Source organism: Mesorhizobium sp. WSM4810, assembly GCF_055811235.1.
This window is the reverse complement of the sequence record NZ_JBVVQV010000002.1, coordinates 361967-381325: the sequence shown is the minus strand read 5'-3', so window position 1 is coordinate 381325 and position 19359 is coordinate 361967. Positions and strand designations below refer to the sequence as shown.

Genomic DNA, 19359 nt, shown 5'->3' with positions numbered 1-19359 from the left:
GAAATTGGTGGCCACGGCTCCGCTTCTTGCCGCGCGGGGGGTGTCGAAGTCCTTCTTCGGCAACCCTGTCCTGCGCGACGTTTCCATCGCTCTCCAGCCCGGCCGCGTGCATGCGCTGCTCGGCGAGAACGGCGCCGGAAAGTCGACGCTGATCAACGTGTTGTCCGGTGCCTTGCGCCCGGAGGGCGGGGCGATCGAGGTCGATGGGCGCCCAGTGTCGCGCATGACCCCCGCCTATGCCCAACAGACCGGGATCGCCGTCGTCCAGCAGGAACTCAGCCTGACGGCCAGCCTCTCCATCGCCGAGAACATCGGCCTTGGCGCCTATCCGCGCCGGTTCGGTTTGCTCGACTATCCCGAACTCGCCGTGCGGGCCAGGGCAGCATGCGATCTTGTCGGGCTTCACGAACCGCTCTCGATACCAGTCGGACATTTGTCGCTCGGCCGCCGGCAGATGGTGGAGATAGCCAAGGCGCTTTACCGCCGGCCGCGCGTTCTCATTCTCGACGAACCCACTTCGTCGCTCTCGGCAACCGAAACGAAAGTCCTGACGGACTTGCTGGAGAGGCTGCGCGGCGAGGGTATCGCTATTCTCTACATTTCGCACCGGCTGAACGAAGTCATGGCACTGTGCCAGCATGTCACCGTCCTGAAGGACGGCACCTGCACGGCGGATCGCAGCCTGGAAGGAACCGACGCCGGCGGGCTGGTACGGCTGATGGTCGGCCGCGACCCCGGCGACCTTTTTCCGCAGTGGCAGGCTTCGGCATCGGCTGCCAACGCCATCTCGGTTCGCAATTTTTCGGCCGGCCTGATGCGCGACGTCGATCTCGACATCAGGACGGGCGAGGTGCTCGGCATTGGAGGCCTGGTCGGGCAAGGGCAGGAAGATTTGCTGCTTGGCCTTTACGGCGCCATTCCGGCCAGGACGGCATCCGCGACCGTCAACGGTGCTTCGGGTCTGCCCAGCGGTGTGCCGAAAGCCAACGCGCGTGGCCTCGCCTATGTCCCGGCCGACCGCAAGCGCGAAGGCCTGCACCTGATCCATTCCATTATCACCAACCTGATGCTGCCCGCTTTCGCAAGACTGCCGGCGCTGAAGCTGCGCAGCCGCCGTGCCGAGCGCGAGACGGCAAGAGGTCTCGCTGCCCAGCTTGGCATCAAGGGCGACCTCGACCGGCCGGCGCAGGCCCTCTCGGGCGGCAACCAGCAGAAGGTGGCGCTGGCGAAATGGATGCCGCACCATCCGCTTGCGCTTCTCCTCAACGATCCGACACGCGGCGTTGATGTCGAGACCAAGCGCGAAATCTACATGATGCTTCGCAACTTCGCCGCCGCCGGCAAGGCGGTCGTGCTGCTCAGCTCCGACACGCCCGAACTGGTGCACCTTTGCGACCGCGTCGCGGTAGTCCGGGAAGGCCTCATCGTTGCCGTGCTCGAGCGCGGCGAATTGAGCGAGGAAGCGATCGTTTCCGCCGCGATGGGCGCCGAACAGCGGAAGGTGGCGGCATGAGCACGGTGGCCTCCTCAAGGCAAGCCGGCGCTCTCTACTGGCCGGTTCAGCTGCGCCGCAATGTCGGTGTGCGCGGCCTGTTCGCCGTGGTCATGGCGTTCCTCGTCGCCTACGGCTTCCTGTTTCCCGGCCTGTTGACCGCTTCCGGCTTCGCCAAATTCACCCAGAGCTGGTTTCCGCTGGCGCTGGTCGCCATGGCCCAGGCGATCCTGATGCTTACCGGCGGCATCAGCCTGGCCATCGGCGCAATGGTCAGCCTCGGCGCGGTAATCGCCGCGACGACGATGACTGGGCCGCTTGGCGTAGCCGGCGGTGCCGTTGCGGTGGCGCTGGCCGGCATCGGCATCGGTGGCGCGACCGGGTTGATCGTCGTAAAACTTCGCTTGCCCTCTATCGTGGTGACGCTCGCCGGTTCCTTCGTCATCGGCGGTGCTGCGCTGCTCATCCTGCCGCGACCCGGCGGCGCCATTCCGGAGTGGCTGTCGGAACTGCTTGCAGGCAACACGCCCGCGGCCTTCGTGCTGCTGGTGCTCATCGTCCTTCTATGGAAACTCTATCTCGCCACACCGCTTGGCTTGAGCCTTTATGCCGCCGGCGAGAATCCGGTCGGCGCCTATCGCTCCGGCGTGCCGGTCGATGGTGCGCGGGTAGCGGCTTACGCGATCAGCGGTCTGCTTTGTACAGGCGCCGGCCTGTTCGTCGCCGCGCAAACAGGTTCGGGCGATCCGGTCATCGGCACGGCCTTCACGCTGAATTCCATCGCCGCCGCCGTGCTCGGCGGCATCGGCTTCCTCGGCGGTCAAGGCACGATGCGCGGCGCGCTTGCCGGTAGCCTGCTGCTCAGCCTGATGATCAGCGTCATGTTCTTCCTCGGCTTCACGCCGGTCGCCCAATATGTCGCCCAGGGCCTCATCATCATCGGGGCGGTCGCCATCCCGCAATTCCGCAAGGTGCAGCAATGACAGAATGGAAAGAGACCGTGAACGGCAGGCGCGCCCTGACGATCCTGCGCAGCCGGCCGTTTCTCACCCTGGCCATCGTCGCCGCATTGTGGATCGCGGCGAGCTTCGTCTCGCGCGGCTTCGGCGCCTATGGCCATTTGCGTTATTTGGTCGAACTGGCCGCGGTCATTGGCCTGGTCGCAGCGGGGCAGACCTTTGTGGTCATCGCCGGCGGCATCGACCTTTCCGTCGCGGCGATCGTCACAGTGAGCGCCGTCAGCCTGCCGCTGCTGTCGTGGCAGGCGGATCCGACCGGGCTCACCGCCATCCTTGCCGTGCTTGCGCTGACGACGACGATCGGTCTGGTGAACGGGCTGGGCGTGGCGCTGTTGCGCGTTCATCCGATGATCATGACCCTGGCCATGGCGACATTCCTGCAGGGCCTGCTGATCATCATCGCCGGCGGCAGTGCAGTGACCGCCGAAAACCCGCTGGTGCGCTGGCTCGGCAATGCGCGGCCGGCCGGTATGCCCGCAGGCGTGCTTTTGTGGGTGGCCGTCTCCGTGATCGTTCTGGTCGCTATGCATGCCACTTCCTTCGGCGCTCGGCTCTTCGCGATGGGCGCCAACCCGCTTGCCGCGACACTCTCCGGCGTTCCCATCGCTTCGACCACCCTGGCAGTCTACGGCATCAGCGGGTTCACTTCCGGGCTTGCAGGCGTGCTGGTGCTCGGCATGAACGGACAAGGCTATGTCGGGATCGGCGATCCCTATCTGCTCGCCTCGATTGCAGCCGTCGTGCTCGGCGGCACCTCGATCCTCGGCGGGCTCGGCACCTATGCCGGCACCATCCCCGGCGCCATCCTGCTGGTCACGATCACGGCTCTGATCACCGTCGTCAACGCCTCGCCCGGCTGGCGCAGCATCCTTTTCGGTTCGCTGATCCTGGGGCTGCTGCTTCTCTCAGGCAGGGAGCAGGCCCGCCGATGACATATCGTCCAGCCGGTAGATGCGCCTTGCATTGCCGAAGAACAACGCCGTCTGCTCGTCTGCGGAAAGCTCCCCGGCAATGGCCTTAAAGCTGTCATATACTGCATCGAACGACGCGTGCAGACCGGCCACCGGGAAGTCACTGCCGAACATCGCGCGCTGTGTGCCGAAACAGTCGATGCAATGCATGACAACCGGCTTCAGGCTGTCGAGCGTCCAATCATGATCGTAGGCGACCAGATCCGATATCTTGATGGCGACGTTGTCGCGCTCCGACAAAAGCCGAAGCGCTTCGCGCCACGCCCGCATTCCATCGGCGTCACGGTCGATCGGGCTGCCGCAGTGGTTGAGAACAAAGAGCTGGTTCGGATAGGCCGCTGCGAGGCGCGCGGCTCCAGTGAGCTGGCGCGGAAACACCATCAGATCGAAAATCAGCCGATGGCCGGCAAGCAGCGCCAGGCCGGCGCGCCAGGCCGGATCGTTCATGATGCCGTCACGGGCAACGAAACGGCGGGCAGGATCTGGATCCCAGCTCAATATGTCGCGCACGCCGACGACACGGTCGAACGCCGCCTGCGCCTCGACCAGCGCCGGGGCTTGGCGGTTCGCCAGCGGGACGTGAACGACGTAGCGGGCCGCCACGCCCCGCGATTTGTCGAGCGTTTCAAGCCACTGCGTTTCGCCGACGCAGTCGTCCCCGGCCCAACCGGCTTCGACATGAACTGTGGCGACGACATTGTGCCGGCTGGCGTCGCGCAAATAATCCTCAGGAAGATAGTTTCGCCGCAACGGGCCAAGCTCGCCCAGGCCGCCGCGCTCGCCAGCCGTCGTGGCGAGCCAGGGGTGGCGGCCGAGGCCGAGATCCCAAAGATGATGGTGGGCATCGATGATCGGTCCGGAGTAAGGCTTTGACACGCATCTCTCTCATGCTGTGGCCGGCATCGGAAATCAGTCCGGGCCTCATCCTGCTAAGGCGAAGGACTAGCATCGGATGACCGAAAACTCACCCGTGCCGGCGCTCGCGATCCGTGAAAATTTCCTGCTCGACGATCGCATCCGCGGCGTGCCGCCCGGCACCTTCGGGCTGGACAGCAGCCTTGTCGCATCTCAGCGCTGGCATCCGGCTGATGGACGCATGTCGTTGCCGGTGCTGACCCTCGACGAGGAGGCCTTCATCGCCAATCGTGAATTGTTCCTGCGCTACGCGCGCGAACAGGGCGCCATGGTCGCGCCGCATGCCAAAACCCCGATGGCGCCCGACCTTGCCCGATCGTTGGTAGAGGCCGGAGCATGGGGAACGACCGTCGCGGATATTAGACAAGCCGCGGTGATGCTCAGGGCCGGCCTCACACGACTGATCGTCGCCAACGAGGTTGGTGGATCAGGAGGTGCGAACCGGCTCGCGGCGCTGGTTGGCGCCTGGCCAGGCGTCGAGCTCTTCGTCTTCGCCGACTCTGTCGGTGCCGTGAATGCGCTCGCCGAAGCCTGGCGGGCCAATGCAATACTGCCGCCGTTGCGCGTGCTTGTCGAACTCGGTGCGGGGAGGGCAGGCGCCAGGACCACTGGCGAAGCCGAGGCGATCGCCGATGCAGTTGATGCAGCCGGCGGACGGCTGCTGATTGCCGGCGTTGCCACCTACGAAGGTGCCGCGGCGCAACCCGACCCCGGCCGCACCGAGGAGGCGATCTCGGCTCTGCTGGCGATGACCGCCGACATGTTCCTGCGGCTGCGCGCCCGCGCCGGCGGCGACGTGCCGCTGATCGTCACGGCCGGCGGCTCGGTTTTGTTCGACAAAGTGGTCGCCGCGCTTTCGCCGGCCGTTTCCAGGGACGGCAATGCGACGCTGGTGTTGCGCAGCGGCGCCATCTTCTTCCACGACCATGGTGTCTATGATCGCTCGCTTGGCGCACTTGACGCGCGCAACGGCTTTGCGGTCGGCGGCGTCAGCGTTTCCGCACGAAATTCGTTTCGTCCGGCTTTGCGCCTGTGGGCCGAGGTGCTGTCGCGGCGGGAGCCCGGCCTGGCGATCTGCGGCATGGGCATGCGCGACGTGTCGTTCGATCAGGGCTTTCCGATGGTGCTCGCGGTCTTCCGGACCGGCAGGCCGCTGCCGGTAGCGCGCGCCGAGGTCTTCAAGCTCAACGACCAGCACGCCTTCCTGACAATCGCGCCGGGCGACGACATTGCCGTTGGTGATATCATTGAATTCGGCATCTCCCATCCCTGCACCTGCCTCGATCGCTATCGCGTGATTTTCGGCGTCGACGCGGCCGGGCATGTCCGCCACGCCTTTCCCACCTGTTTCGGCTGACCGAATCTTGCGGCGGCCCCAAGAGAACCTCGAAAGGATCGAATATGATCAAGTATTTCCAGTCCGGCTCCCGCATGTCGCAGGCGGTCGTCTATGGTGGCCTTGTCCACATCGCAGGCCAGGTCGCCGACGATCGCAAGGCCGGCGTCGAAGGCCAGACCAGCGATGTGCTCTCAAAGATCGAGGCGCTTTTGGTCGAGGCCGGCAGCAGCAAGTCGAAGCTTGTGGCGGTCAACATCTTCCTGCCGCAAATCGGAGACTTCGACGCCATGAACAGCATCTACGATGCCTGGGTGGATCCCCAACGCCTGCCGGCGCGGGCCTGCGTCGAGGCACGTCTCGCCGATCCCGACCTCCGCATTGAGGTCACAGCGATCGCCGCCATCTGAGTTTTTCGCCATGCACACCGGACTCATCCATACGCTCGACTTCGACCGGGACGGCAAGACATCAGGCTATCTCAGCATGCCCTTCTCGATAGACCGTTCGCCCTATTTCCAGGTCAAGGTCCCGATCTGCCTCATACGCAACGGTGAGGGGCCGTCGCTGCTTCTGATGGCCGGCAATCACGGTGACGAATATGAGGGCGAGCTGTCGCTGGCGAAGCTGGTCCGCCGGCTCGATCCCGAGCGGATCAAGGGCCGCGTCACCATACTGCCGATGGCGAACGCACCGGCGGTGATGGCCGCCAAACGCTGTTCGCCGCTCGATGGCGGCAATCTCAACCGAGCCTTTCCGGGCGATCCGTTGGGCACACCGACAAGCCGGCTTGCCAGCTTCCTCGAGTCGGAACTGTTCCCTCGCCACGAAATCGTCTTTGACATCCATTCGGGCGGCACTTCGATGGAACATCTGCCTACAGCGCTCGTCGAGCGCAATACCGATCCCGACCGTCACAGGCGCGGGGTGGAGCTGATGCGGACACTCGGCATGCCGTATGGGTTCGTGGCCGACAATGGTCAGGCCTCGCCGACCTCGATGGGCGCAGCCCGCCGGGCCGGTGCCATTGGCGTCAGCGGCGAGTTCGGCGGCGGCGGCACCGCCACAGTCGATACGATGGCGATTACCGCTCGCGCGATCGACAATCTGATGGTCGCTGTTGGCGTGGTCGAGGCGCCGGTTCTTTCGCCGGAGTCAAAGCCTTCGGCGCCGACGCGACTGCTCTCGCTTTCCCGGCACGGTCAGAGCCTGTACGCCACCCGCCGCGGCTGGTTCGAACCCGCCGTCAGGCTCGGCGACGGCGTCAGCGCCGGACAATTGGCCGGCTGGTATCACGACCTGGAACGGCTCGATCTGGCCGAGGAAGCCCTGCATTTCGCCGAAGGCGGCATCGTACTTTCGCGCCGGCTGCACACGATGTGCGAGGCAGGAGATTGCCTTCTGCAGGTCGCCGAACCGGTGGAAGGCTGACAGGAAACCATCGGCGTTTGCTCACGGCGCCATTATAGAAAACCGAGGAGATTTCATGCAGCTTTCGATGTGGACCTACCCCTGGGATGTCCAGGATCTGGGCTTGGAGGCCGTCGAACGCGATCTCATCGAGCGCGCCGGGCTCAACATGATCAGTCTCGCGACCTCCTATCATGCCGGTCGCTTCCTGCAGCCGCGCAGCCCGCGCCGCAAAGCCTATTTCCCGGAGGACGGCACGATCTACTTCAAGCCAACCGCCGCCCGATGGGCCGATCTCGTGATTCAGCCGAAGGTGGCGGACGTGATCACCGAAGGTGGCGACGTTCTGGCCGAGCTTATCCAACGGCGCGAGGCAGGCGGCCTCCAGGTGTCGTGCTGGACGGTCTGTCTGCACAATACCCGCCTCGGCATGCTTTATCCGCAGGCTGTCACCCGCAACGCCTTTGGCGATCCCAATTATTACAATCTCTGCCCGTCGCATCCGGATGCGCGCGCTTATGTCCGCGCGCTCGTCGCCGACGTTACGCACACTTACAAGCCGGACAGAATCGAACTTGAAAGCCCGTCCTTCATGGGCTTCGCCCATGAGTACCATCACGAGAAGGATGGTGTCGGGCTGACGCCGGAAGACGATTTGCTTCTGTCGCTGTGCTTCTGTCCGTCCTGCCTCGCTCGCGCCACTCGTGCCGGCATCGAAGGCCAGGCGGCGCGCGAGCTCGTCAAGCAGTGGATTGCCGAGGCATGTGAGCGCGCGGTGCCTGAACGGCGCTTTCCCGAATTTCCCGCAAGTGGCCTCGACACCTTTCTGCCCTGGCCGCAACTCCACGCCTATCTGTCGTGGCGGTTCGAGCCGGTGACCAGCCTTGTCGCCGAACTGCGCGAGGTTGCCGATCCGGGGACCCGTGTCCTCGTCATCGACCTGAGAGACGGCTGGCTCGGCGGGTGCGATCTGGCAGCGCTCGGCAAGGTCTGCGACGGGGCGATCCTTTGTGCCTACGACATGCAGGCCGGCGACGTGACGAGCCTGATGGCGGCTGGCCGTGCCGCACTCGGAGCAGAGAAATTCCTCGGCGCCGGCTACAGGCTCTTCTATCCGGAAATGGCGGGCCCTGAAAACCTCGCCGCCAAGGTGAAGCCGGCGCTGGCGCCGGACGTCGACGGTATCAATTTTTACAATTACGGCCTTGTCCCCGCCGCACGACTCGATTGGGTGCGTGAAGCACGACCTGGCTGAACAAAACGATCCGTGTGCCGCAGTCGAAAGCGCGTCGCGGCTGAATGGATTCATGCGAGGCGCTTTAAGTCATTGTTATGCATGACGGCGTTGTCCTGCCTCGCGACCAGTCATTGCGCAAAACACGTCGTCAGCGCGTGTGCCGCACAAGATAGGGTTCGACCAAGGCGCGTATTTCCGCAGCTGGCGCCGCTTCGCCGGCACCACGCAGCGCCCGTTCGTAGCGCGCATAGTCGTCGACCGCGCCTTCGACATCACGGCGCGACAGCCGCTCCCTGATCAGCGCCTTGTAGACGAGTCCGGCATCCGGATAGAGGTCCAGCGCCCTCAAATAGATCGAGCGCGCTTCCTGGACGTTCCCGGTTGTCTCCAGCCGCTGGCCGATCCGCAATCCAAGATCGATCAGATCGCGACGCACTTTTTCAGCTGCGGCGAGCGACCAGAAGCTGGCTCGCTCGTGCAGGAACAACGGACCGGGGAATGCGAGGAACAGCGCTTCCGCTTCCGGTCGCGGCCCGGCCGCCTCGCCATTGGCTGTCGTTACGGATTTGAGCCGTGCATCCCAGTCGGCGAGGTCGACCCAGACCTTGTCCGAGGCGAGGCGAAGCTTGCCTTCGCGCTGGACGATGAGGTCGGTCCGCCCGAGCAGCTTGCGCAGCCGATGCAGCGCCTGCTCGCATGCCGCCCGCGCCTGGTCGCCGTCGAGGTCGGGCCACAGCCAGTCCTGAACGGTCTCCAGCGAGCAGGTGTTGTCTTTCGAGATCGCCAGTACCCGCAGGATGTCGAGAGCCTTCGTCGGTGGCTTGGCGCCGAGATTAAGAGGGTTTCCATCGAGTTCGAGCCTAAAGCCTCCGAGGACGTGGACCTTGAGCGGCCATGGCCAGGCCGTGGGCCGCCGTTGCGGCGCGTCCAATCGGCGTTCCCGGATAAGCGACCGGCAAAGCTTGGGCTCGATGCCGCGCTCAAGCGCATCGCCAAGCAGTTCGGCGAGCAATTCCGGAACGTTGAGGAGCACCATTGGCCAGCTGACGTCGCGCAGCGCCTCCATGAAGACCTTCAGCCGATCGCCGTAGCGTGGACCCTGGTCCCACAGGCTCTCCAGCGCGGCCGCTGCAAGAATGCATATCTCGGTTCGCTTGCGGGCGCCGCCGTTCAGCCGCGGCAGCAAGTCGCTGAGCAGCGCGGCGGCTTCGCGCGGCTTCCTGTCGGCGAGCAGCACCTGGAACTTCGTGATGCAGTGCGCCCAGCGCTCGACCATCGGCTCGTTGGCGGCCTCGCTCGCCGCCATGAAGCGCTCGCAATCCTCATAGGCGGCCGCGAAATCGGCTTGCCTGGCATGAAGCGCGGCATAGCAATTGGCGACGATGGCGACCTGTGTGCTGAAACGGCTGTCGGCGATCTCGGCCAGGCGCTCGACTACCTGGTCGAGCTCGGCAAAGTCGTTGCGGAACTTCATCTGCATCTGAAGATGATACAGGCCACCGAACTCCACACCCTTGAGCGACTCGCGCTCACCGATGGCGATCGCCTCCCGCAACGCCGCTTCGGCCGACTGGTAGGGAAAACCCCGTCTCTTATACGGGAAGTAACGGCCGCTCTTGGCGCCAAACTCGACCAGCCACATTCCGAGCACCCAAGGCAGCACCTCCTTGTCGGTCAAATCCTCGACAACGCTGTCGACGGCCTTGGTGAACAGATCGGCCCGCATGACCGATACGGAATGCTCGATCAGCGTTTCGCTGGCAAGCAACCGTAAGCCGCTTGGGTCGTGCTCGGGATTCCGGGTCAGCCGCTCCAGCAGTTCGGTTTCCAGCCCTTGCCCGGCCGGGCTGTTGCGGTAGTAGTCGTCGCCGAAGTTCAGCGCCCGCACCATGCCGATGCGCACCAGCATCGCTTCCTCGGAAGGCAGTTCCGGCAGGCCGCGCTCGATGATTTCGAACGCCCGGCGGGTCCAGACCGAAAGACCCTCATAGGTGCGCCAACTGTCCGTCTTGACCAGAACCGCGCGCGACACCGCAAGACAAAGCCCGCGCTGATCGTCGGCCTCGCCAAAGGCATGCCATGCCTTCGACAGCCAGTGCTCTGCCGCGGCGTCGTTCGGCATGTGGGCCACGCCCAGCCAATAGAAATGCCAGCCGTTCATGAACGCTTCCGGCAACCGGCCGGCCCATTCGATGAAGGTCGTTCGATGTCCCTGCGCCAGCACGGTCTCCGCCCGGCTCAGCATGAGTCCGCTCGCTTGGTCCCAGTCCTCTGCCTGCAAGGCGAGGTGTATGGCTTCGTCATGACGACCGGCGTCGGCGAGCACCTTTGCCGCCCTTTGTTTGAGCGACTTCTGCTCTTCTGCCGTCACACGCTGCGCGAAGCGTCGGTCGAGGAAGTCCCGCAACAGGTCGTGCAGGTGGAAAACGTCGCGGCTGTTCTCCGTCCGCGTGACCAGCAATTGCCGCTGGTAGAGCCTGTCGAGCAGCTTGCCCGCTTCGCTCGACCCGATCATCACGTCCGCCAGTTCGGCGCTGATTTCTGGCAGCAGGTTGAGCTTCAGCAGCATGTCCTGGTCGGCGGCGGGAAGGGAAAGGAAGAAATGGCGGCCGAGAACGTCCGACAGGGCATTCTGCCCGCCGGGTGCTGTCCCGGTCGTGTCGTCAGGGCCGACCGCCGAGCCGTGATCTGCGAGGAGAACCAGCCCGATCGCCCAGCCGCGCGCCGCTTCGACATCGACTGGAACGGCGCTGTTCCTCGACCGCAGCTTGACGAAATCGCGTGCTTCCGATGTCGAGAATTCGAGCGGCGATCGATCGATGACGGCCACCTGGCCCTTGAGGACGAGGTCGCTAAGGTCGTTGTGGGGCAGCGTGCGCGAAACGCAGATGCAGCGGACCGTGTCAGGAAGCTCACGGAACATCACGGAAAGCACCGCCCGGAATTCGGCCGTGTCGGCGTCCTGCAAATCGTCGAGGACCAGAATGGTGCCGGGCTTCAACCGCGCGAAATAGGCTCTGAAGAAGCGCCTGGCGAACTCCTTCGGCTGCTCGGCATATTCGACGCCGAAGACCGGCAGGTTTCCAACCGCGGGTGAGGGGAGTGACTGCGCCAGATATTGAAAGAAGCGCGCGATATCCTGGTCGCCCTCGTCGATGCGGAACCAAACGTGCGGTGCCGCGACGCTTTCGAGGTAGTCGATGACCGCCGTCGTCTTGCCGTAGCCGGCCGGCGCGGCCACCCAGCATACGCTCGAACGCGATTTTTGACCGATCGCTTCGAGAACGCGGTTCCGCCTCAATATCCTGGCGCTGCGCGGCGCCGCCAGCTTGGCGATCCGGCCTGTGCCCGAGAGCGGGCGCCTCGCATCGGCGTCAATGGCATCTGGGGCGGTCATCGGGGCTCCCGCTCGACGAATCATCGAGCGTCGGTCGGGCCATGATGACCGTCCCGCCGCCCGGATTGACCTTAGGGTAGCGCAATCCTGCGACAATTCGTAGGGGCTTCGCAGATGAAGCGGCAACGGCCGGGTGCAAGCGTCGCCTGGGTGCCTGCGCGACCTCGAGATCAGGCAGCAGACGCGGCCGAATTGCGAGCGGCAATGGGCGACCGGTGAATCCCGCGCTCCATCTTCGACAGTCCGCTCCAGCGGCCCGCGCGCGGATTGTCCGCACTGCCGCACGCGGATCGCCTGCGGAATTCGGTGCTCGCCGTACCAACTGCAAGCCGAGCATCGCTGCTACGATTTGAGCTCACGCTGACGTTGCCGGTGCGAACGGCCGGTCGTTCAATCGGCCGGGACGCTTTCCTGTCGCTCTCCGCTGGCTTTTGCGATGAAGCTGCGCCAACCGCCATAGGCCGAAATGTCGATCGCCTCTGACAACCCGGCGGTCTCAACCAGAAAGCCTTTGGCCGATGTCCCGTCTTCGAGCTCGATCGTGCCTATGCCGAGCGGCGGCGGGATCGCGGCCACGAAGCGTCCGAACGCGTCCGGTGAAAGCCGCCAAACCTCGACATCGATCGACGTCCCGTGGCCATCGGCAACACGCACGAGCCCTGGCTTGGGCACGGACTGGCCGGCGAGCGCATAGAGCTGATAGGAGGCAACCGTCTTGGCGGCCCTGCTCAATCGCGCGCCAAGCGCGCAGAGCTGGCCGTTGAGCGGCATCCCCGACAAATGCGCGCCGACGACCACGAGCTCGATCATGCCGTCATCGACGTCAGGGGTCTTGGCGACGCAGGCAGGCATTGCCCAACCAGTCGCGCCAAGGCCGAGACCGCTGGCTCGATGGAGATCACGGGCGAGCGCCGCCGTCAGGGCGTCCTTGCCGGCGGCAGCAAGCAAGGTAACGCTCATCGGCAGACCGTCGTCGCGCTTGCCCGTCGGCACGGCGATGCCGCACATATCGAGCAGATTGACGAAGTTGGTGTAGGTGCCGAGCCGGCTGTTGGTGACGATCGGATCGGCCAAAACAGTCTCCAGCGAATAGTGCGTCGGCGCCGTCGGCACGCAGAAAAGGTCGACCGAGGCGATGACAGGTGCGAGCCTGGCCTTGTGGCCCTGCAGCGCATAAAGGCCGTTGAACGCGTCTGCCGCGGAGAGCTTTCGCGCCCCTCCGATGATTGCGCGCGTTACCGGGTGCATGGCTGCTTCGCTCGCTTCCATGAAATCCGCAATCGCCGCATAGCGCTCGGCCACCCAGGCGCCTTCGTAGAGCAGGTTGGCGGTAGCGTAGAAATCGCCGAAGGGAATTTCGATCAGTCGGCAGCCGAGCTGTTGCAGCGTCCGCAGCGCCGTTTCGAATCCAGCCTGCATGGCCGCATCGCCAAAAAATTCCCGGTCCGCTTTTGCGGGAACCCCGACGGTCAGCGCTGGTGGACGCGGACCAAGCGGCGGCGCCGCGATAGCGCGCGAATAAGGATCGACGTCATCTTTGGCCGTCGCGGCCCTGAAGACGCTGTAGGCGTCATCGACGGTGAGCGCGAATACAGAGACGCAGTCGAGCGTGCGGCAGGCCGGCACCACGCCGGTGGCCGACAGCGCGCCGACGGTCGGCTTCAGCCCGACGATGTTGTTGAGGCCGGCGGGAATGCGGCCGGAGCCTGCGGTGTCGGTGCCGAGGGCGAAAGAAACGATGCCGTGCGCCGTCGCCACGGCCGAGCCGCACGAGGAACCGCCCGGCACCAGGTTCGGATCGATCGCGTTTCTCGGGATCGGATAGGGCGTGCGCACGCCGACGAGGCCGGTGGCGAATTGGTCGAGATTGGTTTTTCCGACGACCAGCGCGCCGGCCGCCCTCAGACGCGCGACGACGGTGGCGTCTTTCGCCGGCAAGTAGGCATATTCGGCGCAGGCGGCCGTCGTCGGCATGCCGGCGACATCGATGTTGTCCTTGACCGCGAACGGCATGCCCCACAGCGGCTTTGCCACCGGATCGAATCCGCCGAGTGCCTCGGCTTCGGCAAGCAGGTCCGCCTTGCTCGCCAGATGGATGAAAATGCCTGGATCGTTCGCTTTCGCCATGCGCTGAAACACGGTTTCAATAATGGTAGCGGCCGACATGCCGGAGGCATAGGCCGCGTGCAGGCTGCCGATATCGAAGCGGATGTCGCTCATTTCGTCTCGTCCAGAATGACCACCGGCAGATTCCACTGGATCAGCACGACGCAGCCGTCTTTCGTCCACACCGAATGCTCGGTCCCGACCGGGTTCAGGATCACGCTTCCGGGAAGATAGTCGCCAGTCTCGTCGCTCTGGGTGCCTTCCAGCACAACGATGGTTTCCAGTGCGACATGACGATGGCGCGGCACGCCGGCGCCGGGCCGATAGTTCAGGATCGCGACGGAGGGTTCGGCCGGTCCGCCCTTGAGCAGCCAATGCACCGTGATGCCGTCGCGAAAATGCTCGAATGCCAGATCACGCCAGCCCCCATGGATGAGAGCCGGGTATGCAATATTAGGCATCGGCAATTCCTTTGAGCACCTGGTCCGTCATCGCCGTCCAGCCGACGATCGCGCCCTGCGCCCTGATCATGGCCAGTGCGGCCGCCTTGAATTCCGGAAAATAGCTTTCCGTCGCATCCTCGGCCAGCAGGCATTCGTAGCCGCGGTCGTTGGCCTCGCGCATCGTCGTCTGCACGCAGACTTCCGTCGTGACTCCGGCGAAGACGAGCTGCTGCACGCCGAGCCGCTTCAGGTCATCGCCGAAGCTGGTAGCGTAGAACGCGCCCTTGCCGGGTTTTTCGATGACGATTTCGCCAGGCAGCGGGGCCACCTCGTCGAGGATCGCCGTTCCCGGCTCGCCGACGACCAGCACGCGGCCCATCGGACCGACGTCGCCGATTCTGACAGACGGATTGCCGCGATTGCGCTTGGCCGGCGGCAGGTCCGAAAGGTCCGACCTGTGGCACTCCATCGTGTGGATCACCGGCAGGCCGGCGGCGCGAAATCCCTGGATCAGCCTTTTTACCGTCGGCACAATCGCCACCACCCGGCCGACGTCATTGCCGAGGCTGGCGCCGAAGCCGCCCGGCTCGGCGAAATCGCGCTGCATGTCGATGACGACCAGCGCCACCGCCTCAGGCTTGAAGGCAAACGGAAACGGCAGCGCGTCGATCTCCGCCATCAGTGATGTCCCGCCATTTGCTCGCCGATCGTCTGGACGCTCGCCTGGGCGATCGGCGTTTCGTAGACCAGCGCGCCGTCGGACATGACGAAGATGCGGTCGGAGAGCTCCAGCAATTCGTCGAGGTCCTCCGACATCAAGAGCACCGCGGCACCAGCGTTGCGCGCCTTCATGATGCGGGCGCGGATTTCGGCGACGGCAGAGAAGTCGAGGCCGAAGCACGGATTCGAAACAATCAGCAGATCGACCTCGCCGGTCAGTTCGCGGGCGAGCACAGCGCGCTGGACGTTGCCGCCGGAGAGCGACGAAATCGGCGAGGCGAGCGAGGCTGTCTTGACCTTGAACTGCTCGACCAGCCGCGTCGCATAGTCCCTGATGGCGCTCATCCGGATCCAGCTTATCGGCTTGCCGGCCTCGTTCAGGTCGAAGGTCCGGAATGCCATGTTTTCCGCCACCGTCATCCTCGGCGCGCAGGCATTGCGCAACGGTTCCTCCGGGATGAAGCGCACATTGAGCGTGCGGGCCTCGGCGCGGCTGGCGCCGTAGGGCGTTCCCTTCACCAGAACGTCGCCGGCATCACGCGTACGCTGCCCGGCAAGGACTTCTAGAAATTCCTTCTGGCCGTTGCCGGAAATGCCGGCGACACCGACGATCTCGCCGGACTTCACATCGAGCTCGCCGATATTGATGGTTTTCAGGCCGGTGCGGTCGGGCGCCTTCAGTGCCTTCACCGTCAGGATTTGCCTGGCGCCGACCGGCAACGGAGCGCGGCTGTCGAGCGCGGCGATCGGCTGGTCACCGATCATCATCGCCGCCATCTGCTTGTGAGACAGCTCCGATACTTTCCCCGTTCCTGTCAGTCTGCCCTTGCGCAACACAGTGATGTCGTCGGCAAACGCCGTCACCTCGTGGAACTTGTGCGAGATCATCAGCACGGTGAGATCGCCCGCCTTGGTCATGCCGCGCACAAGGCCCAGCACTTCCTGCGCCTCGCCGGGGGTTAGCACCGACGTCGGCTCGTCCAGCACCAGAAAACTGCGGCCGAGATAAAGCTGCTTGATGATTTCGAGCTTCTGTTTCTCGCCGGCGGCGAGTTCGGCCACCTTGACGTCGAGCGGCAGCTTGAACGGCATCCGCTCCATGAATTGGGCAAGTGCGGCGCGTTCCTTGCGCCAGTCGATAATCCCCGGCGCCTTCTCGCGGGAAATGACCAGGTTTTCCGCACCCGTGAGCGACGGGACGAGGGTAAAATGCTGGTAGACCATGCCGAGGCCGAGCGCCGAGGCGTCCTTCGGACTGGCGATCCCGACCTCGCGGCCGTCGACCAGAATTTCGCCGGCGGTCGGGTGATAAAAGCCCATGATGCATTTGACCAGCGTCGACTTGCCCGCGCCGTTTTCGCCAAGCAGCGCATGAAACGATCCCGCCGGCACCTTGATGGAGACGTCGTCCAGCGCGGTGAAGGCGTCGAAACGCATGCTCATGCCGATCGTCTCGACGCCAACCGCTCTTTTGCTGCGATCACTCATGATCGAACCTCATGGCAACTGGGCGACGAAGGACGCCGAATTGGACACCGCGCCGAACACGCCGCCTTGCATCTTGATCATCTTGATCGCAGCGAGATGGTTGCCGTAGTCAGTCGCCCCGCAGCAATCCTCCAGCATTACGCATTCGAAGCCGCGGTCGTTGGCTTCGCGCATCGTCGTGTGCACGCAGACGTCGGTGGTGATGCCGGTCAGCACGATGTTTTCGATGCCGCGCTGGTTGAGGATCAGCTCCAGGTCGGTGGCGCAGAACGAGCCCTTTCCCGGCTTGTCGATGATCGGCTCGCCTTCGGCCGGATAGAGGTCGGGGATGATGTCCCAGCCCGGCTCGCCGCGCACCAGGATGCGCCCGCAGGGTCCGGGGTCGCCGATGCCGGCATTGATGCGGCGCGATCGCCAGCGCTTGTTGGCCGGCAGGTCGGCGAGATCGGGCCGGTGGCCCTCTCGCGTATGAATGATGGTGTAGCCCTTCGCCCGCATGGCAGACAGCACCGATCTGATCGGTTCGATCGGCGCCCGCACCAGCGAGAGATCGTAGCCCATATGATCGACATAGCCGCCCGGCCCACAGAAATCGGTCTGCATGTCGATGATGATCAGCGCCGTGTTGTCGGGCCGAAGCTCGCCATTGTAGGGCCATGGATAGGGATCGGCATCGATGTAGCGCTGCGTGACCTCGGCTCTGGCGTTCATTGAGAAAAACTCCAGTCTGGAAACGTCATTTGGTGATCGACAGTTCGCCCGGCGCGCCGGCCAGCGAACGGCTCGGCGACGAGGTGGCGATCATGATGACGAGGGTGAGAATGTAGGGTGCGGCGTAGAACAGATAGTAGCCTTGCGTGACGCCGACCGATTGCAGCGCCGGCCCCAGCGCGCCGGCCCCGCCGAACAGCAGCGCGGCGGCAAAGCAGCCGAGTGGGTTCCAGCGCGCGAAGATGACCAGCGCCACTGCCATCAGCCCCTGGCCCGACGAAATGCCTTCGGTCCAGCTGCCGGGGTAATAGAGCGACAGATAAGCGCCACCGATTCCGGCCAGCGCGCCACCGATGCCGGTGGCGATGAGGCGCACCGTATTCGGGTTGAGGCCCATGGCGCGCGCGGCGTCGGAACTGTCGCCGACCACGCGCAGGATCAGGCCGGCCCGGGTGTTGCGGAAAGCCCACCACAGGAACACGGCAAGTGCTGCACCGATCAGGAACAGCACATTGACGTTGAGCGCCGCCTGCACTTGCGGAACATCGGACCAGCCGCCAAACGGGATGGCCGGCAGGTCGGGCGCCGAGGGCTGGATGAACGGTTTGCCCAAGAAGAAGGCGAGACCCGAGCCGAACAGCATCAGCGCAATGCCGATGGCGATGTCGTTGACGCCACGGAATCTGCAGATCCAGCCGTGGAACAGGCCGAAACAAAGACCGGCGGCTGCGGCGGCCAGCAGACCGAGCCATGGTGAGCCGGTCATCACCGCGACGGCATAGGCGGTCATCGCGCCGAACACCAGTGTGCCTTCGAGACCGAGATTGATGCGCCCCGAGCGTTCGGTGATGGCTTCGCCCAGCGACACGAAGATGAAGGGCGTCGACACCCGGATGGCGCCGCCGAGCATGGCGAGCGGAACGCCCCAGAGGCCGATCTCGGTTGCGTCCATCAGGCAGTTCCCTTCAGGAGATCGGGCCTTTTCAAGAGATCGCCCCTCTGCCAGAGGTCGGGATTGAAGGCCTTGAAGCGGCCGTAGAAGGTTTCGCTGAACAGGATGACGACGAAGAGCATGCCCTGCAGCACCAGCACGGTGGCGTCGGGCAGGTCCATGCGGCGCTGGATCAGCCCGCCGGAGGCGTCGATGCCGCCAAGCAGGAAGGCGACCGGGATGATGGCGAGCGGATTGTGGCGGGCGAGGAAGGCGACCAGGATACCGGTATACCCATAGCCGGCGGCGAGCGAGGCGTTGGCGCTGCCTTGCACGGCGGCGACTTCGAGCATGCCGGCAAGGCCGGCAAAGCCGCCGGCCAGCGCGGTGAAACCGACAATCAGCGGTCCAACGGCAAGTCCCTGCACCTGGGCTGCCCTGACATTGCCGCCAGCGATGCGGGCGGCGAACCCCCAGCGGGTCTTTTCGATCAGCAGCCAGGACAGAATGCAGGCGATGATGCCGACGACCAGGCCCCAATGCACGTCCATGCCGGGAATGTTGCCGATGCGGTAGGCCTCAGCCAACGGCTCGGTCGACGGTTTGTTGAGCGAGGCGGGATCGCGCAGCGGTCCTTCCACCAGATGGTTCATCAGGGCGATGGCGATATAGGCCATCAAAAGGCCCGATATGGTTTCGTTGACGGCACGGTAGTGGCGTAGCGCGCCGACGGCACCGATCCAGATGCCGCCGGCGGCCAGGCCCGCCACGCCCATGACAAGAATAACGAAAAAGGCGGGGGCGCCGCTGGCGGCCACGCCCATTGCAGCCGCGGCAACGCCGCCCAGCACGATCGCGCCTTCGCCGCCGATGACGACAAGGCCGAGCCGGGCCGGCAGCGCCACGCAGAGCGCCGCAAGCAGCAAGGGTGCGGCCCGCGACAGCGAGTTCTGGACCGAGAACCACGAGCCGAAGCCGCCGCGCCACATCGTTTCATAGAGCTGCGCCGGCGATTTGCCGACCAGCGCGATGAACAGGCTGAACAGGGCCATGCCGACAATCAGGGCCGCGAGCGGGATGACGAGGGCTTCCGCCCGCCGGGCGATCCATTCGAGCGCCGTCGGATAGCTTTTGGCGCCGAGCATCACTGGCACGCTCGCGCTGCTCACGGTGTCTGCCATGG

The 19359-nt window shown here is 64.8% G+C and carries 16 protein-coding genes; 7 read left to right on the top strand and 9 right to left on the bottom strand.

The genetic code is table 11. The features are described 5' to 3' along the window. Positions 1 to 4 precede the first annotated feature (4 nt). The 3 genes from AC0L3O_RS04530 to AC0L3O_RS04520 are packed head-to-tail and all read left to right on the top strand — an operon-like array spanning position 5 to position 3443. Positions 5 to 1513, top strand: a complete 1509-nt coding sequence (locus AC0L3O_RS04530; RefSeq protein WP_473614922.1) for a sugar ABC transporter ATP-binding protein — start codon at positions 5 to 7, stop codon at positions 1511 to 1513. Further along, entirely contained in the window at positions 1510 to 2475 is a 966-nt protein-coding gene (locus tag AC0L3O_RS04525; RefSeq protein ID WP_287226242.1) for an ABC transporter permease, read from the top strand. The genes AC0L3O_RS04530 and AC0L3O_RS04525 overlap by 4 nt, the downstream gene beginning before the upstream one ends. After that, positions 2472 to 3443 carry an ABC transporter permease gene (locus AC0L3O_RS04520; protein WP_473614920.1) on the top strand — a complete coding sequence of 324 codons (972 nt, stop codon included), beginning with the start codon at positions 2472 to 2474 and terminating at the stop codon, positions 3441 to 3443. The genes AC0L3O_RS04525 and AC0L3O_RS04520 overlap by 4 nt, the downstream gene beginning before the upstream one ends. Here AC0L3O_RS04520 and AC0L3O_RS04515 read toward each other — a convergent pair. Next, a complete protein-coding gene (locus tag AC0L3O_RS04515; protein WP_419696097.1) occupies positions 3417 to 4358 on the bottom strand; it encodes an amidohydrolase family protein in 942 nt (313 codons plus the stop codon). The genes AC0L3O_RS04520 and AC0L3O_RS04515 overlap by 27 nt on opposite strands. Before the next feature lie 76 nt (positions 4359 to 4434). Here AC0L3O_RS04515 and AC0L3O_RS04510 point away from each other — a divergent pair, with 76 nt between their 5' ends. From AC0L3O_RS04510 to AC0L3O_RS04495, 4 genes are read left to right on the top strand one after another with little or no spacing between them, the layout of a single operon-like run. Further along, positions 4435 to 5754, top strand: coding sequence for an alanine racemase (locus tag AC0L3O_RS04510; RefSeq protein ID WP_473614919.1), 1320 nt, complete (start codon positions 4435 to 4437; stop codon positions 5752 to 5754). A 44-nt stretch (positions 5755 to 5798) separates the two neighbouring features. Beyond that, positions 5799 to 6143, top strand: a complete 345-nt coding sequence (locus AC0L3O_RS04505; RefSeq protein WP_473614918.1) for a RidA family protein — start codon at positions 5799 to 5801, stop codon at positions 6141 to 6143. A gap of 10 nt (positions 6144 to 6153) precedes the next feature. Further along, positions 6154 to 7164, top strand: coding sequence for a succinylglutamate desuccinylase/aspartoacylase family protein (locus AC0L3O_RS04500; protein WP_473614916.1), 1011 nt, complete (start codon positions 6154 to 6156; stop codon positions 7162 to 7164). 55 nt (positions 7165 to 7219) lie between these two features. Then, positions 7220 to 8398, top strand: a complete 1179-nt coding sequence (locus tag AC0L3O_RS04495) for a hypothetical protein (protein ID WP_473614915.1) — start codon at positions 7220 to 7222, stop codon at positions 8396 to 8398. Positions 8399 to 8528: 130 nt separating this feature from the next. On the opposite strand, the gene AC0L3O_RS04490 is transcribed toward AC0L3O_RS04495, so the two are convergent. The 8 genes from AC0L3O_RS04490 to AC0L3O_RS04455 form a co-directional block, all read right to left on the bottom strand. After that, on the bottom strand, positions 8529 to 11777 hold the full coding sequence (locus AC0L3O_RS04490) for a winged helix-turn-helix domain-containing protein (protein ID WP_473614914.1): 3249 nt from the start codon (positions 11775 to 11777) through the stop codon (positions 8529 to 8531). Positions 11778 to 12167: 390 nt separating this feature from the next. Continuing rightward, complete coding sequence (atzF, locus tag AC0L3O_RS04485) at positions 12168 to 13997, bottom strand: allophanate hydrolase (protein ID WP_473614913.1); 1830 nt, start codon at positions 13995 to 13997, stop codon at positions 12168 to 12170. After that, positions 13994 to 14344: a cupin domain-containing protein gene (locus tag AC0L3O_RS04480; RefSeq protein WP_287245435.1), complete on the bottom strand. Its 351-nt coding sequence runs from the start codon at positions 14342 to 14344 to the stop codon at positions 13994 to 13996. Before AC0L3O_RS04480 ends, atzF begins: the two co-directional genes overlap by 4 nt. Further along, positions 14337 to 15005, bottom strand: a complete 669-nt coding sequence (locus tag AC0L3O_RS04475) for a cysteine hydrolase family protein (protein ID WP_473614912.1) — start codon at positions 15003 to 15005, stop codon at positions 14337 to 14339. The genes AC0L3O_RS04480 and AC0L3O_RS04475 overlap by 8 nt, the downstream gene beginning before the upstream one ends. Further along, complete coding sequence (locus AC0L3O_RS04470; protein WP_473614911.1) at positions 15005 to 16534, bottom strand: ABC transporter ATP-binding protein; 1530 nt, start codon at positions 16532 to 16534, stop codon at positions 15005 to 15007. The genes AC0L3O_RS04475 and AC0L3O_RS04470 overlap by 1 nt, the downstream gene beginning before the upstream one ends. A gap of 9 nt (positions 16535 to 16543) precedes the next feature. Then, positions 16544 to 17245 (bottom strand): biuret amidohydrolase, encoded by a 702-nt coding sequence (gene biuH, locus AC0L3O_RS04465; protein ID WP_123146849.1) that lies wholly within the window; start codon positions 17243 to 17245, stop codon positions 16544 to 16546. A 25-nt stretch (positions 17246 to 17270) separates the two neighbouring features. Continuing rightward, complete coding sequence (locus tag AC0L3O_RS04460; protein WP_236387830.1) at positions 17271 to 18197, bottom strand: ABC transporter permease; 927 nt, start codon at positions 18195 to 18197, stop codon at positions 17271 to 17273. Then, positions 18197 to 19357 (bottom strand): ABC transporter permease, encoded by a 1161-nt coding sequence (locus AC0L3O_RS04455; protein WP_473614909.1) that lies wholly within the window; start codon positions 19355 to 19357, stop codon positions 18197 to 18199. Before AC0L3O_RS04455 ends, AC0L3O_RS04460 begins: the two co-directional genes overlap by 1 nt. Positions 19358 to 19359: the final 2 nt, after the last annotated feature.

Excerpts from the sequence above, each read along its gene's own strand:
- AC0L3O_RS04510 (WP_473614919.1), top strand. The coding sequence starts at position 4,435 with ATGACCGAAAACTCACCCGTGCCGGCGCTCGCGATCCGTGAAAATTTC.
- biuH (WP_123146849.1), bottom strand. The coding sequence starts at position 17,245 with ATGAACGCCAGAGCCGAGGTCACGCAGCGCTACATCGATGCCGATCCC.
- AC0L3O_RS04460 (WP_236387830.1), bottom strand. The coding sequence starts at position 18,197 with ATGGACGCAACCGAGATCGGCCTCTGGGGCGTTCCGCTCGCCATGCTC.
- AC0L3O_RS04505 (WP_473614918.1), top strand. The coding sequence starts at position 5,799 with ATGATCAAGTATTTCCAGTCCGGCTCCCGCATGTCGCAGGCGGTCGTC.
- AC0L3O_RS04470 (WP_473614911.1), bottom strand. The coding sequence starts at position 16,534 with ATGAGTGATCGCAGCAAAAGAGCGGTTGGCGTCGAGACGATCGGCATG.
- AC0L3O_RS04490 (WP_473614914.1), bottom strand. The coding sequence starts at position 11,777 with ATGACCGCCCCAGATGCCATTGACGCCGATGCGAGGCGCCCGCTCTCG.
- AC0L3O_RS04455 (WP_473614909.1), bottom strand. The coding sequence starts at position 19,357 with ATGGCAGACACCGTGAGCAGCGCGAGCGTGCCAGTGATGCTCGGCGCC.
- AC0L3O_RS04480 (WP_287245435.1), bottom strand. The coding sequence starts at position 14,344 with ATGCCTAATATTGCATACCCGGCTCTCATCCATGGGGGCTGGCGTGAT.
- AC0L3O_RS04500 (WP_473614916.1), top strand. The coding sequence starts at position 6,154 with ATGCACACCGGACTCATCCATACGCTCGACTTCGACCGGGACGGCAAG.
- AC0L3O_RS04520 (WP_473614920.1), top strand. The coding sequence starts at position 2,472 with ATGACAGAATGGAAAGAGACCGTGAACGGCAGGCGCGCCCTGACGATC.
- atzF (WP_473614913.1), bottom strand. The coding sequence starts at position 13,997 with ATGAGCGACATCCGCTTCGATATCGGCAGCCTGCACGCGGCCTATGCC.
- AC0L3O_RS04525 (WP_287226242.1), top strand. The coding sequence starts at position 1,510 with ATGAGCACGGTGGCCTCCTCAAGGCAAGCCGGCGCTCTCTACTGGCCG.
- AC0L3O_RS04475 (WP_473614912.1), bottom strand. The coding sequence starts at position 15,005 with ATGGCGGAGATCGACGCGCTGCCGTTTCCGTTTGCCTTCAAGCCTGAG.
- AC0L3O_RS04495 (WP_473614915.1), top strand. The coding sequence starts at position 7,220 with ATGCAGCTTTCGATGTGGACCTACCCCTGGGATGTCCAGGATCTGGGC.